A 13,770-nucleotide genomic window follows, 5' to 3' on the forward strand; every position below is an offset into this window, starting at 1 on the left:
AGGTGAATGTATTTCCATTGCTTTTAAATGAATTTCCCGCTAAAGTTTTTACAGGGATGTTAGATAGAAAGGTTGCGATTCTTCTTTGAATATACTTATTACAGGTGCAAACGGTTTTTTAGGGAAAAAGCTTTCATTAAAGCTTTTGGAACAGGGGCATGAACTTTATTTATTAGTCAGGAGCAGAAAGCGGCTGGATGCCTTCATGCAAGGCGATGGGAGCGATTTTTCCAGACAGATTCATATATTGGAAGGCGATGTTACAGAAGAGCATCTAGGATTAAATAGAGAACTGGTGAATTCATTAAAAGGAAAGATGGATGCTTTATACCATAGTGCAGCACTTCTATCTTTTGATGAAAAGGATCGGGATAAGACTTTTAAAGTAAATGTCGGAGGAACAGCAAATGTTCTGAATTTTGCTTTGGAAATAAGTTGTCCAAAAGTTTTATATATCAGTACGGCCTATACGGTTGGAACAGAGGTGTTGGGGGCGGAGGCTCTTTACTCTGGGGATAGGCGTTTTGTAAATCCCTATGAAGCTTCCAAGTGCGAGGCAGAACACCTCGCGTTTACATTCCGGGATAAACTGGATATTGTTATTCTCCGTCCCGGTATTATCATCGGTGATTCCAGGACAGGTGAAGCTGATACAAACTTCGGCTTATATGGATTTCTAAAAGGCATCAAGATCTTAAAAAAGCGGGCCATCCGAAGACAAGACGGCCAAAGCTGCAGAATCTATCTGGATCCTGACGTTGCCCAGAATTTTGTGCCAGTGAATTATGTAATAGATACACTGAATGCCGCCTTGATTTATGCAGAAAATGGCGGGATTTTCAACATTACAAATCCAAATCCGCCTCTGCAGTCAGATGTGTACGAAATAGTAAAAGAGGTCCTGGATTTTCCGCAATTGAAAATGTGTGTCCCTGGATCATTTGCAGAAATGACGAACGAGGAAAAGGCTTTTCATGATTCGATGAGCATTTTCAACAGTTATTTCCAGCGGACCATTGATTTTCCATCAGACAATACTGAAAAGCTGCTGGCAGATGCAGGGGTTCCCATGCTGCAAATGGACCGAGATGTATTAACAAGAATAATAGCAGGATATTTGCTCGATAAAGCGAGTATATCTTCCTGACGAAAGAAAAGACCGGGGATTTGAATTCCCGGTCTTCATTTATTCATTCATGCCTGTTCCCCTCATTTTATGGGCATCTGCTTCAAGTGGAGCTTTTAAAAGTTTCCGATGCTTAATTTCCATAGTCTGAATTTGTTTTAATTCCTCAATTAAGTCATGGATGGAGAGAATCTCATATAGAATGGCTGTTTCAGGCTGGACATGGTGGTGTGTGCGGGGTTTTAAACCGCCCGCAGGGTTCAGCTGCTTTTGCTCAATAAACCACTGTGTTACTTCGCTGATTTTTTTATGATGGCTTTCTGTAATAAAAAATCCCGGGTCATACAGGCTGTCTTTTATATCCTCAAGAACAGCAGCGCCAGTCTTTTTCCTGTCCTCCTCCAGCTCCGGCAGGCCAGCCGGCAGAAAGATCAAGTTTCCCACGTGATAGGTAATCTGCCTTAAAACAGTCAGTTTTTTATATTCATAATGAAAGTCGCGCATATCCTCACGGCTAAATCGGTGATACCTATATTCAGCCTTTTGATAATGGCATAAAGTTTCAGTTTTATCGATATCTTTAATAAGTCTTTGAAATTCTGAACGGACAGTGCCATCAGATCCCTGTGAATAAAAAATTTCAAGGCCTCTTTTATGTAAAATGTCACCGGATCGTCTGTAAAGGGCATGTATGTTTTTTATAATTGATTTTGAGTAATTGGGAGGCATGACAAAAAAGTTAACTGCTGTGGAAACGACAATTCCGGTAGTGGTAGTCCCCAATCGAATGAAAAAAGAGGACAGATAATGGTCCTGTACCGTTGAAATCATTGCGACACCCGTCAATGTAGCCACAAGCATTCCATCATGAAGCTTCAGCTTATGGCAGACGATGATTGTCGCAAGCGATACGGAAGCATAACTGTACGGGCTGTCTCCGAAAATGAACGTAAATAATACAGCAAATCCCGCACCAATGGCTGCCGCCGGAAACCTGACATATGCTTTCCGAATGGAGTCCGCAACAGTGGGCTCAATCGTAACGATGGCCGTAATCACAGCAAACATGGCTGGCCAATCCAGCATATGGCAAATAAAAGCTGTTATAAAAACAGCCAGTCCGGTTTTGGCTATTCTTCCTCCAATAAATTTATATGGAATAGTCTGTTTCATACATAATCCTTCTTTAAATCTGTGGTTTCAATATAAATTAATATTAGTGCAAGAAACCAATAAGAGCAAATGTGAATTTTCTGATAAAAAGAAAATATCCCGGTGACATGATCTGATAGTATGTTAAAATAGACAACTATAAAGTAAAAATATTGAATATATATATAAGATTTTTCGGACTTTGAGGAAGGGTGAGTTTGAATGTCAATTGAAAGCGTGAAAGCCCATTTTAAAAAGTGGGATCGGGAACAAGATGTTATGGAGTTTGATTCTTTAAGCGCAACAGTGGAACAGGCTGCAGAAACAATCGGTGTCTGTCCTGCACAAATTGCCAAGACTCTATCCTTCAGGGGTGATGGGGATGAAGCAATTCTTGTGGTGGCAGCAGGCGATGCCAAAATTGATAACAAAAAGTTCCGGAAAACGTTCGGTTTCAAAGCCCGGATGCTTTCAGCTGAGGAAGTACTCGAACAGACCGGCCATGCCGTAGGAGGAGTTTGTCCATTTGGATTGAAGAATGACCTGGATGTATATCTGGATGAATCTATGAAAAGATTCGAGACCCTTTTCCCTGCATGCGGAAGCAGCAATTCCGCCATTGAACTGACACCTGCTGAAATTAATACATATTCAGATGCAAAAGCCTGGGTGGATGTTTGCAAGGACTGGGAAGATGAGCTGATCATTGAGCGGCCACTGGAAAAAATAACGAAATAGAAGTCATATTTTCGTGCCGAAATCAAAATAGTGTTGTATTATTATAATTATTAATGAATAAATATATAGATTTGCGGATTAGGAGAGCAGATAATTCATGGGAAAGAATCTGATTATTAAACAAATTGATGAACTTCAAGATGACTTTAATAGAATAAGCACCTATATCGGTAACAATCCCGAACTGGGACATGAAGAGTACAAGGCATGCAAAGTATTGACAGAGGAGCTTGAAAAGCATGGTTTTTCTGTAGAAATCGGCACCTGCGGTTTACCGACTGCATTTATGGCAGCTTATGATAGCGGAAAAGAAGGTCCTGTGATTGGGTTTATGTCTGAATACGATGCACTGCCCGAAGTAGGGCATGCATGCGGTCATAATCTGATCGGAACGATGGGGATTGCTGCAGGAATAGGACTAAGTAAAGTGATTCATGAAACTGGAGGAAAGGTTGTTGTCTTCGGCACGCCTGCAGAGGAGACGAAAGGCGGTAAGGTGACCATGGCCGAAGCTGGTATTTTTGATGTTTTGGATGCAGCGATCATGGTTCATCCCCTTGACAATTATGTGAAGAGCGGGACATCACTGGCAATGGATGCGATACAGTTTGAATTTTTTGGAAAATCAGCGCATGCAGCTGCCAGCCCGCATTTGGGAATTAATGCATTGGATGCTGTCCTGCAAACGTTCAGCAGCATAAATGCTCTGCGCCAGCATATCAAACCTGATGCCAGAATCCATGGCATTATCACGGAGGGGGGCAAAGCTGCAAACGTGGTTCCGGACTATGCGGTTGCCCAATTTTATGTTCGTGCAGCCAAACGTGAGTATGTGAATGAACTTGTAGAAAAGGTCAAGAAATGTGCAGAAGGGGCAGCTCTGCAGACTGGTGCCGAAATGAAGTGGTCATTTTATGAATTCTCTTATGATGATATGGTTACGAACAGTCCTTTATCAGAAGCATTCAATAAAGAACTGATTTCCCTTGGTGTGAATGAGGAGGAAATTCTGGAACAGAAGGACGGGTCAGGTTCTCTTGACATGGGGAATGTCAGCCAGGCGGCACCTTCCATTCATCCTTATATTAAAATCTGCAACGAGGCGTATGCATGCCACACACATGAATTCCGCGAAGCTGCTATGAGTGAGCAGGCTAGAGAAGCCATGATCCTTGGAGCTAAGGCAATGGCACTTACGGGGTATGAAGTGTTAACCAACCAGGAGCTTTTAAAACAGATTAAAGAGGAATTCGAGTCAAACAAGACATTAGCTTAAATCCAAAATAAGGCCATGATCCATAAGAAGCATGAGGATCATGGCCATTCTATTATGATAAACTATTCCATTCTGAATACAGTCCGGTTCCATTGCAGCCCTGGCAGTCGAATTGGTTTGCATGATAAGCGAATTCATTCCCCGGATAGAGTGAAAAACCTCTGCCGTAACAGTCAGGACACTTATTTTCTTCCTTCATGCGATTGACATGATTTTGATATCTGCTTTCGCGCCATTCATTAAAGGCATTCAATAATCCCATCTTTTTTCACCTCAGCCATTTTTTCCTTATTTTGAATAAAATGGGCAGATTTTATACACTTCGCTGCTATAGTATATGAATAAAGTGGGACTAGTGTGAAAAAAGCTTGTTCAAAAATGGCTATTTTTCCTTAGGGTGCTTCCATTTTTCTTCGAGTGCTTCGATAAAAATGCTGACATTCTTTTTTTCCTGCATGATGGGGGATAGAACATAGGAAAGAGTGCGTTTGAATTCCTGATTTTTCACTTTGATTATAGACAGGTTATTTTGTTTAACATCCCTTTCGACGACGCTTCCGGAAAGTATGCTTATTCCCAGCCCATTGATGAGTGTTTCTTTTATCCCCTGATTGCTGCTGATCGTTAAGAGTGATTTCACCTTAAGAGCATTTGATCTTACAACATGATTAAAATACTCACGGGTTCCTGACCCGTTTTCCCTCATGATCCATGCCTGATCTTGCAGGTCAGCAATGGTTGCTTCTTCTTTTTGCACCAATGGATGCTGGTTGGAAGCCACTATAAATAATTCATCCTCTAAAAAGGGAGTCACAATAAGCTCTCTTTCATTTGTCTGGCCCTCAATAAGCCCAATATCCACATGATGGGAACGGGTTGACTGGACAACTTCCTCTGTGTTGGCAATCGTCACCTGAAGATTCAGCTCAGGGTACTGATTTTGCAGATCAAGCAGCAGGGGAGGCAGGATGTATTCCCCTATAGTGAAACTGGCCGCAATTTTCAGATCACCTTTAATGGTGTTTTGCTGTTCTAAAATTTCCTGCCTGGTTTGCTCGTAAATGGTAATCATCTGCTTGGCCCGGTCATATAATATTTCACCGCTGGGCGTAATTTTCAAGTATTTTGGAGAGCGTTGAAATAGTTTGGTCTGAAATTCCTTTTCCAGATTTTTAATATGCAGGCTGACACTGGGCTGTGACATAAGAAGGAGCTCGGCCGTCTTCGTAAAGTTTTTCACTTCAGCCAATGTGACGAATGTTTTTAACGCATCATAATACAAAATATCACCCTTTCTATAATTAGTAATATTAATAGCTGCGATAATTAATATTTATTTTACTAATGAAATATCATTCGGTAAAGTAATAGATATATATTTTTTGCGTATAAAACCGACTTTTTTTATAGGAAAAGAGGAAATTTAAAGAAATACTATAAAACCAGCCTTTTGCGCTGGTTTGCGAGGTGGAATATGTTGCAACTTCAGGTAATAAACAGTCCGTTTAATCAGGAGCAGGCAGAGCTCCTTAATCGTCTGCTTCCGACTTTGACAGAGACACAATCCCTCTGGCTGAGCGGGTATCTTGCCGCGATACAGTCTTCATCATTGCAGGCTGCCCCGGCAGTGGAAGAACGTCCCGCACCTGCAGCGGTACCGGCCATTCCAAAAGAAGTAACCATCTTATTTGGATCACAAACCGGTAATGCCCAGAATCTGGCCAAAAAAGCTGGGAAAACACTTGAGGAGAGAGGCTTTCAAGTAACGGTTTCAGCAATGAGTGACTTTAAGCCCAATAATCTTAAAAAGGTTAAAAATCTGTTAATTGTCGTAAGTACCCATGGTGAGGGAGATCCGCCGGACAACGCTTTGACATTCCATGAATTTGTTCACGGAAAAAGGGCGCCAAAACTGGAAGACTTCCGATACTCTGTTTTGGCTCTTGGCGACAGCTCATATGAATTCTTCTGCCAAACGGGAAAAGATTTTGATAAACGCCTCGAGGAGCTTGGCGGAACAAGAATAACGCCGAGAGTAGATTGTGATCTTGATTTCGAGGAGCCAGCAGCAGTGTGGGCGGAAGCCGTTTTAGCCGGATTGAGCGAAGGAGAAAGCAGCAGTCATTCTACTGCAGCTTCCGTTTCAGCTTTATCTTCAGCACCTGCCGAGTCAGTCTATTCCCGGTCCAATCCTTTCCGGGCAGAAGTTCTCGAAAATCTGAATCTCAATGGACGCGGCTCCAATAAAGAAACCCGCCATCTTGAGATTTCACTGGAAGGTTCCGGGCTGACTTATCAGCCTGGTGACAGCCTTGGGGTATACCCTGAAAACGATCCCGAATTGGTTGATCTGCTTTTAGCTGAGATGAGCTGGGATCCCGAGGAAACAGTCAGAGTCAAGGAGGAAACAGTAACGTTAAAAGAAGCGCTTACCGCTCACTTTGAGATTACTGTCCTGACCAAACCGCTTGTTGAAAAAGCTGCAAAGCTTTCTGGAAATGAAGATCTGCACCAGCTTGTGTCAGACAGCAATCAACTGAAATCCTATATGGACGGGCGGGACTTAATTGATTTAGTCCGTGACTTTAAACCATGGAACAGTTCGGCACAGGAGTTTGTTTCTATACTGCGTAAGATGCCTGCGCGTCTTTATTCCATTTCCAGCAGCTTTGAGGCGAATCCCGATGAAGTTCATTTAACAATCGGTGCTGTCCGCTATGATGCCCATGGCCGTGAACGAAAAGGTGTCTGCTCCATTTTATGTGCGGAACGTCTCCAGCCTGGCGATACACTGCCAGTATTTATTCAGCACAATGAAAACTTTAAACTGCCTGAAAATCCGGACACACCAATCATTATGGTTGGTCCTGGAACCGGAATTGCACCATTCCGCTCATTTATGCAGGAGCGTGAAGAAAAAGGCGCTGATGGGAAATCATGGCTATTCTTTGGCGACCAGCATTTTGTGACTGATTTTCTGTATCAGACTGAATGGCAAAAATGGCTCAAGGATGGAGTCTTGTCGAAGCTGGATGTCGCTTTTTCCCGTGATGATGATGAGAAGGTATACGTTCAGCATAGAATGCAGGAAAATAGCAAGGAATTATTCCAATGGCTTCAGGAAGGCGCAGCCGTCTATATCTGCGGTGATGAGAAAAACATGGCTCATGATGTCCATAATACACTCATAGATATTATTGAAAAAGAAGGCGGTATGAGCCGCGATCATGCTTCAGAATATCTTGCCGGCATGCAGAAAAATAAACGCTACCAGCGCGACGTATATTGATTTGGAAGGAAAGGAGTTTTACAGCATGGTAAACCCAAACTTAAAAGCACCGGATGGCCCTCCGAGTGATGTTGAGGGAATTAAGGATCGAAGCAACTATTTGCGCGGAACGCTGGCGGAAGTTATGCAGGACAGGATCAGCGCCGGAATTCCCGATGATGATAATAGATTAATGAAGCACCACGGGAGCTATCTGCAGGATGACCGGGATCTGCGGAATGAACGCCAGAGGCAGAAGCTTGAGCCTGCCTACCAGTTTATGCTCCGGCTTCGTCTTCCTGGAGGCGTCGCAACACCAGAACAATGGCTTGTCGTGGATGATTTAGCCGAAAAATATGGCAACGGCACCTTAAAACTGACAACACGCCAGACCTTCCAGATGCATGGAATCCTTAAATGGAATATGAAAAAGACAATCCAGGCAATCCATTCGACCATGCTTGATACAATAGCGGCATGCGGCGATGTGAACCGTAATGTAATGTGTATTTCAAATCCCGATCAATCGGAGATTCATTCGGAAGTGTATGAGCTGGCAAAGATGCTTAGTAACGATCTTCTTCCTCGTACACGTGCCTATCATGAAATATGGCTTGATGAAGAAAAGGTAGCCGGCTCTCCTGAAGTGGATGAAGAAGTTGAGCCGATGTATGGCCCGCTTTATTTGCCCCGCAAATTTAAGATTGGGATAGCTGTGCCGCCTTCCAATGATATTGATGTCTTTTCACAGGATCTCGGCTTCATTGCCATTGTGGAAAACGGCAAACTGGCAGGTTTTAACGTGGCAATCGGCGGCGGAATGGGCTTCTCTCATGGAGATAAGGCGACCTATCCGCAGCTTTCAAAAGTAATCGGCTTTGTGACACCTGATAAGATTTACGAAGTGGCTGAGAAGGTAATTACAATCCAGCGCGATTACGGCAACCGCTCAGTCCGGAAAAATGCCCGTTTTAAATATACGGTTGACCGCCTTGGTCTGGAAACAGTTATTGTAGAGCTGGAGAATCGTCTGGGCTGGAAACTGGATGAAGCTCGCGGATTCAAGTTTGATTCCAATGGAGACCGCTACGGCTGGGTAAAGGGTGTCCGCGGTAAATGGCATTTTACGATGTTCATAGAAGGCGGGCGTGTGGCGGACTTCGATGGATATAAACTAAAAACAGCATTGCGGGAGATCGCCAAAGTTCATAAAGGTGATTTCAGGCTGACTGCCAATCAGAACCTGATTATCGGAAGTGTGCCAACAAAAGATAAGGCAAAGATCGAGGCGCTGATTAATGAATATGGCTTAACAGATGGAAGCCGCTATAGTGCATTGCGCCGCGGATCCATGGCCTGTGTGGCCCTGCCGACATGCGGTCTGGCAATGGCAGAGGCAGAGCGCTATCTTCCTGGATTGGTCGATAAAATTGATGAAATCGCCGATAAAGCAGGCCTGCGGAACGAAGAAATCACTATCCGCATGACCGGCTGCCCGAACGGCTGCGCGCGTCACGCACTCGGCGAAATCGGCTTTATCGGCAAGGCGGTCGGCAAGTACAATATGTATCTCGGGGCAGCATTCGACGGCAGCCGCCTCAGTAAAATGTACCGCGAAAACATTGGCGAAGAAGAAATCCTGAACGAGCTGCGCGTCATCCTGCCGCGCTACGCCCGTGAACGTGAGGATGGCGAACATTTTGGCGACTTCGTAGTCCGGGCGGGGATTATTGAAGCGACAACGGACGGGACTAATTTTCATGGTTGAGGTTGAGAAAGACGGGGCGGGGGCCCTGTCTTTTTTTCTTTGTGTGCAGGAGCCGAGCGCACGTAAATATTTCTATCCGCACATATTTTATGCCTATGCGCACACAAAAAAGTCTATCCGCACATAAATTTTGGCTATCCGCACATAAACATTCCCTTCTGAGTTTTTCTTAGAGGATTTGAAGGAGCAATGCAGAATTTTTTAGTATTAAACAAGAATGGAGTGAAAAAATGATCCTCAAAGAACGAAAAATCCCTCTTTTAATCCTTAAAACAGAAGCTCTCCTCCGCAGGCTTCCAGCTCATCACCCAAAAATCCCTATCATTAACGAAGAACTGAATAAAAGACTTGCAGGTTATAAAGGAGAAGCTTCATTGGATTTTCCTCTTGATTTTCTAGATAGTAAGGAATATATTATCCTTCATGATCTCCGCCTGCCAGATAGTGATCGCTTTTTCCAAATTGATACTCTTATACTTACAAAAAAGTTTGCTTTAATACTTGAAGTGAAAAATATAACAGGTATCTTGCATTTTGATACAGTATATAATCAATTAATTCGTATAAAGAATGGAAAAGAGCAAGTTTTTCCCTGCCCTTTAATTCAGGTTAATAGACAGGCATCACAACTTAGAAGGTGGTTTAATGCCAATGTCAGCAAAGAAGGTTTACCGGTCAATTCTTTTGTAGTCATAAGTAATCCGCATACAGGAATTAAAGTTATTCCTCCTCATATTGACCTCAGCCATAAAATTATACACCGAAATACTCTTCCTATAAAAATTGAGCAAATAGAAAAGTCCATAAATAGAGAAATCAGTGAGAAACTCCTTAAAAAGATCATTCGCTTATTAAAAAAGCAAAATACAGAGCTGGAAAGCTCAATACTATCAAGATTCCAGATCAATCAATCTGAAATACTTACGGGTGTATTCTGCCCTGTCTGCAGCTTTCTGCCTCTCGAAAGAGTAAGTCGCACCTGGAGATGTCCCAGATGCAAGATTACCAGCAAAGAAGCACATATGAAAGCATTGCATGACTACAGCCTTCTGCTGGGGGCTGCCATCACGAACAGGGAGCTCAGAAACTTTCTCCATATCTCTTCTTCCTATACCGCAACCCGACTCCTCCAATCCCTCAATCTACCTGAAACTGGCGCTTATAAAAATAAAACATATACACTCATACTCCCCGAAGAAACAACAGTAATTAAAAGAGGTATTTAATAGTAAATGTCGAAACATTTAGATATCTACACACCTGCCAAAGGAGGAATTTTCATGCCAAACGAGGAAATGCTTTTGATTCCGGGACCTACACCTGTTGTGGATTCGATTTATGAGGCAATGTCACAGGAGACAAGGGGACATACGGATCCAAGGTTTGCCGCTGTTTATAAGAGTGCGATAGAGAAAACGAGGGAGATGCTGAAGACGGATGGAGAAGTGTTTGTGATCTCCGGCTCCGGGACGATTGCAATGGAAATGGCTCTGGTCAACACGGTGGCAGCTGGAGAAAGGCTATTAATTATAAGCCAGGGCTTCTTCGGTGATCGTTTTCAGCACTTAGCAAAGGCGTTCGGAATCCAGGCAGATATCATTCAGTCTGACTGGGGAAGGCAGGTTGACACGGCAATTATTGAAGAAAAGCTTGCCTCTCATTCCTATAAAGCTGTGACCATTACTCACGCTGATACTTCTACTGGTGTTGCGGCTGACTTGGATACATTAGTGCCTATCATTAAAAAGCACGGGGCTCTTGTCATTTTGGATGGGGTCTGTGCAACAGCAGCAATGGAGGAGGATATGAGCAAGTCATATGGCGAAGGGAAGATTGATGTCGTTTTGACAGGTTCACAGAAGGCGATCGGTGTACCCCCAGGACTGGCAATTGTAGCATTTAACCAGACGGCGCTTGCTGCCCGCGAACAAATGGAACGGGTCCCTGCCTATTATTGCGATATCTATAATTGGATTCCCATTATGCATGATCCGCAAAAATACTTTGCCACACCTCCAGTGAATCTGATTTATGCCTATGATGAGGGCATGAAACTGGTCCTGGCTGAAGGAATGGAACATCGATACAAGCGCCATGAAGCATACGGCAAAGCTGTTCGGGCAGCACTTGCTGAGTATGGTATGAAGGCAATTGCCGACGAAAATGCTGCTGCAGCAACTCTCAGCTGTATCCTTTATCCTGAAGGAATGGATGATGCTGAATTCCGTGCATCCCTTGCGAAAAAAGGTGTCATTGTTGCCGGAGCACTGGCTCATCTTGCAGGAAGAGCGTTCCGAATTGGCCATATGGGGAATACGACTGAAGACATGCTTGAAAAAGCCATTGTGCTGATCGGTGAAACCATGAATGAAATGGGCTTTGAGGCAGATATTCAAAAAGCTGCTGATAGGTTTAGAGAACTGGCATTGCCTGTTGCTTAATAAGGAGGGAAAAGATGTCTGATTTGACTTTGCAGGCTGCTGAGACAGAACTCGGAGAATTGAGACTAATAGGGATCCGCGTCTTATGCCCGCCGGATCAGTATTCAGATGAAATTCCGCGTGCTATTAATCTATTATTGGAACGCCTTACAGAAATTAAGGGAGCTGCACATTCAGATCGGCTTGTTGGTGCCTTCAAAGTGGAGGAAGACTGTCCTGAAGAAGACGGATATTGGATTGGCATTGAGGTGAAGGAATTTATTAGCATTCCTGATGGTATGTTCTCATTAGAAATTCCACCGCAAAAATATGCCTCTATCCGGCACAAAGGACCTAATAATGAGATTAAAAATTCCTATAGGGAATTACACAAGTGGATTGAAGAAAAGGGATACAAACGGCTAAAAAATAAGTGGCACATAGAAATCCATCAAAGCTGGGAAAGTATAGAGGATTTAGATATAGAGCTGCTGGATACGATAGCATAATGTTAAAAGACTGCCTACCCGGCAGTCTTTTCCCTGAAAAAAGAAGAATGGAGAATTTAAAAGTGATAGATTATCGAATTAAGCATATGAAAGGCTACGATGAAAAAATAGGAAATCTTGTATCAATGCTTGAACATGCCAGGTCTGTGACTCTCAAAGATGTTGCTGGGTTGACACAGAAAGAGCTGGATTTTCTTCCTGATGAAAACAGTAATTCAATAGGATCACTTCTGAAGCATATCGCTTTTGTTGAATATGTTCACCAAATTATTACTTTTGAAAATAGAGATCTTAACGACAAAGAACTTTCAAAATGGGCTGCAGCGTATGAGCTGGGAGAGAAAGCGAGGAATGAAATTAATAACCATCCTCTTGAATTTTACTTGGAGGAACTGTCAGCAATTAGAGAGAAAACGTTAAAACTTTTAGCATCCAAACAGGATAGCTGGCTATACGAAGAAGGTAAGTGGAGCAACGGAGTGCCTTTTAATAACTATTGGTTCTGGTATCACGTTATGGAGGATGAAATCAGCCATCGCGGGCAAATCCGGGTGATAAAAAGACAGCTGGCTGCTCAGAGTTAATAAGATAACCAACTGCCTTTTTCCAAAAATATGAAACTAAAGTTCCATTAGTTCGTATATAAGGTAAAACATTTAAAGGCGGTTTAATGGATGAGAAAAATGAATTGGGGTTTTTCAGGAAGCGGAATGGCATTTGGTCTGTCTCTGGGATTAGTTTTTGGAATGCTTTTTGAAAATTGGGCTTTGGGCATTGCTATGGGAGCTGCTTTTGGGGCATCGTTTGGATCCTCAGAAAAGAAGTAAAGGAGGATCTGCCTTGATTAAAAATAAAAAGCTCTTTCTGACATCAATTGTCTTAATCGTTATTTCCATGGCTCTAAACTTTCCTTTTCCGCATGAAAATCCACTAGGTGATACAGCAATAACGATTTTAAATATTCCAATCAAATCAGCAGATGGCTTTCATTTTGCAGGAGTATTTATTCTCATATTACTTATCCTGGGTATGGTATTGCTTCATCGTTCACTTGAAAAATACCATTTGAGATCTTTCTTTGCCGTTATCATCATCGTTTCCCTTCTTCCTCCTTCTCTGGCAGAGGCTTATCAAAAAACGCTGGCAAATGGCATCAATGCCGTTTCCTATATAAAAGATGAAAGTCAATGTAAGTTTGTAATGATTGGTGAAGATACTTTGCAGGGAACTTGTGAGCTGCCATTTGAAAATTACAGCAATGAGGAAGTGTCTTTTACTATCGGCTTTTATGACGGATATTTATTTGAAGAGGATGTAAAGATGCTTTCACTGATGAACAGCGGTAATCCTAGTAACGTTAAATTGCTCCCAAACGAAGCTAAGGTTGTCCGGATTGAGAAAGAGATCGATGTGTCAAAAATCAAAAACCACGTTGAAAATGGAGAATCAGCTTATGTAAGCCTCTTTATTCAGTCTGGTAAGAAAAACAGGAAATTGTAAGAGGGGTAGAGCT

The 13,770-nt window shown here is 42.8% G+C and carries 14 protein-coding genes; 11 read left to right on the forward strand and 3 right to left on the reverse strand.

All coding sequences use genetic code 11. The features are described 5' to 3' along the window. Positions 1–85 precede the first annotated feature (85 nt). Positions 86–1,147, forward strand: a complete 1,062-nt coding sequence (locus JI665_RS20955; protein WP_206843671.1) for an SDR family NAD(P)-dependent oxidoreductase — start codon at positions 86–88, stop codon at positions 1,145–1,147. A 39-nt stretch (positions 1,148–1,186) separates the two neighbouring features. Here JI665_RS20955 and JI665_RS20960 read toward each other — a convergent pair whose 3' ends face one another. Continuing rightward, positions 1,187–2,299, reverse strand: coding sequence for an aromatic acid exporter family protein (locus JI665_RS20960; protein WP_206843684.1), 1,113 nt, complete (start codon positions 2,297–2,299; stop codon positions 1,187–1,189). A gap of 201 nt (positions 2,300–2,500) precedes the next feature. On the opposite strand from JI665_RS20960, the gene JI665_RS20965 reads away from it, so the two are divergent. Together JI665_RS20965 and JI665_RS20970 are read left to right on the forward strand one after the other, a co-directional pair. Beyond that, positions 2,501–3,016 carry a YbaK/EbsC family protein gene (locus tag JI665_RS20965; protein WP_206843686.1) on the forward strand — a complete coding sequence of 172 codons (516 nt, stop codon included), beginning with the start codon at positions 2,501–2,503 and terminating at the stop codon, positions 3,014–3,016. A 97-nt stretch (positions 3,017–3,113) separates the two neighbouring features. Next, the gene (locus JI665_RS20970; RefSeq protein WP_206843688.1) at positions 3,114–4,292 is read left to right on the forward strand and encodes a M20 family metallopeptidase; all 1,179 of its coding nucleotides are present in this window, start codon (positions 3,114–3,116) and stop codon (positions 4,290–4,292) included. A gap of 52 nt (positions 4,293–4,344) precedes the next feature. On the opposite strand, the gene JI665_RS20975 is transcribed toward JI665_RS20970, so the two are convergent. Both JI665_RS20975 and JI665_RS20980 read right to left on the reverse strand, forming a co-directional pair. Next, on the reverse strand, positions 4,345–4,554 hold the full coding sequence (locus JI665_RS20975) for a methionine aminopeptidase (RefSeq protein WP_113881403.1): 210 nt from the start codon (positions 4,552–4,554) through the stop codon (positions 4,345–4,347). Positions 4,555–4,674: 120 nt separating this feature from the next. Beyond that, complete coding sequence (locus JI665_RS20980; protein WP_206843690.1) at positions 4,675–5,574, reverse strand: LysR family transcriptional regulator; 900 nt, start codon at positions 5,572–5,574, stop codon at positions 4,675–4,677. Between the two features lie 195 nt (positions 5,575–5,769). Between JI665_RS20980 and JI665_RS20985 the strand changes: the two genes are divergently transcribed. The 8 genes from JI665_RS20985 (at position 5,770) to JI665_RS21020 (ending at position 13,757) form a co-directional block, all read left to right on the forward strand. Further along, a complete protein-coding gene (locus tag JI665_RS20985; protein WP_206843978.1) occupies positions 5,770–7,581 on the forward strand; it encodes an assimilatory sulfite reductase (NADPH) flavoprotein subunit in 1,812 nt (603 codons plus the stop codon). A 25-nt stretch (positions 7,582–7,606) separates the two neighbouring features. Next, positions 7,607–9,328 carry an assimilatory sulfite reductase (NADPH) hemoprotein subunit gene (gene cysI, locus JI665_RS20990; protein WP_206843695.1) on the forward strand — a complete coding sequence of 574 codons (1,722 nt, stop codon included), beginning with the start codon at positions 7,607–7,609 and terminating at the stop codon, positions 9,326–9,328. 230 nt (positions 9,329–9,558) lie between these two features. Beyond that, complete coding sequence (locus tag JI665_RS20995) at positions 9,559–10,554, forward strand: nuclease-related domain-containing protein (protein WP_206843707.1); 996 nt, start codon at positions 9,559–9,561, stop codon at positions 10,552–10,554. A gap of 54 nt (positions 10,555–10,608) precedes the next feature. Next, entirely contained in the window at positions 10,609–11,769 is a 1,161-nt protein-coding gene (locus tag JI665_RS21000) for a pyridoxal-phosphate-dependent aminotransferase family protein (RefSeq protein WP_206843710.1), read from the forward strand. Between the two features lie 14 nt (positions 11,770–11,783). After that, on the forward strand, positions 11,784–12,257 hold the full coding sequence (locus JI665_RS21005; RefSeq protein WP_206843712.1) for a GyrI-like domain-containing protein: 474 nt from the start codon (positions 11,784–11,786) through the stop codon (positions 12,255–12,257). A gap of 62 nt (positions 12,258–12,319) precedes the next feature. Further along, the gene (locus JI665_RS21010) at positions 12,320–12,841 is read left to right on the forward strand and encodes a DinB family protein (protein WP_206843714.1); all 522 of its coding nucleotides are present in this window, start codon (positions 12,320–12,322) and stop codon (positions 12,839–12,841) included. A gap of 90 nt (positions 12,842–12,931) precedes the next feature. After that, positions 12,932–13,084 (forward strand): hypothetical protein, encoded by a 153-nt coding sequence (locus tag JI665_RS21015; protein WP_206843716.1) that lies wholly within the window; start codon positions 12,932–12,934, stop codon positions 13,082–13,084. A gap of 13 nt (positions 13,085–13,097) precedes the next feature. Next, positions 13,098–13,757, forward strand: coding sequence for a hypothetical protein (locus JI665_RS21020; RefSeq protein WP_206843718.1), 660 nt, complete (start codon positions 13,098–13,100; stop codon positions 13,755–13,757). Positions 13,758–13,770 lie beyond the last annotated feature (13 nt).

Origin of the sequence: Bacillus sp. NTK034 (genome assembly GCF_017303275.1) — a bacterium.
In the GTDB taxonomy this organism is placed as follows: domain Bacteria; phylum Bacillota; class Bacilli; order Bacillales; family Cytobacillaceae; genus Cytobacillus.

What these genes read in the sequence shown, in the direction of transcription:
- JI665_RS20965 (WP_206843686.1), top strand. Translation starts at nt 2,501, where the DNA reads ATGTCAATTGAAAGCGTGAAAGCCCATTTTAAAAAGTGGGATCGGGAA.
- JI665_RS20975 (WP_113881403.1), bottom strand. Translation starts at nt 4,554, where the DNA reads ATGGGATTATTGAATGCCTTTAATGAATGGCGCGAAAGCAGATATCAA.
- JI665_RS20995 (WP_206843707.1), top strand. Translation starts at nt 9,559, where the DNA reads ATGATCCTCAAAGAACGAAAAATCCCTCTTTTAATCCTTAAAACAGAA.
- JI665_RS20960 (WP_206843684.1), bottom strand. Translation starts at nt 2,299, where the DNA reads ATGAAACAGACTATTCCATATAAATTTATTGGAGGAAGAATAGCCAAA.
- JI665_RS21000 (WP_206843710.1), top strand. Translation starts at nt 10,609, where the DNA reads ATGCCAAACGAGGAAATGCTTTTGATTCCGGGACCTACACCTGTTGTG.
- JI665_RS21015 (WP_206843716.1), top strand. Translation starts at nt 12,932, where the DNA reads ATGAGAAAAATGAATTGGGGTTTTTCAGGAAGCGGAATGGCATTTGGT.
- JI665_RS20970 (WP_206843688.1), top strand. Translation starts at nt 3,114, where the DNA reads ATGGGAAAGAATCTGATTATTAAACAAATTGATGAACTTCAAGATGAC.
- cysI (WP_206843695.1), top strand. Translation starts at nt 7,607, where the DNA reads ATGGTAAACCCAAACTTAAAAGCACCGGATGGCCCTCCGAGTGATGTT.
- JI665_RS21005 (WP_206843712.1), top strand. Translation starts at nt 11,784, where the DNA reads ATGTCTGATTTGACTTTGCAGGCTGCTGAGACAGAACTCGGAGAATTG.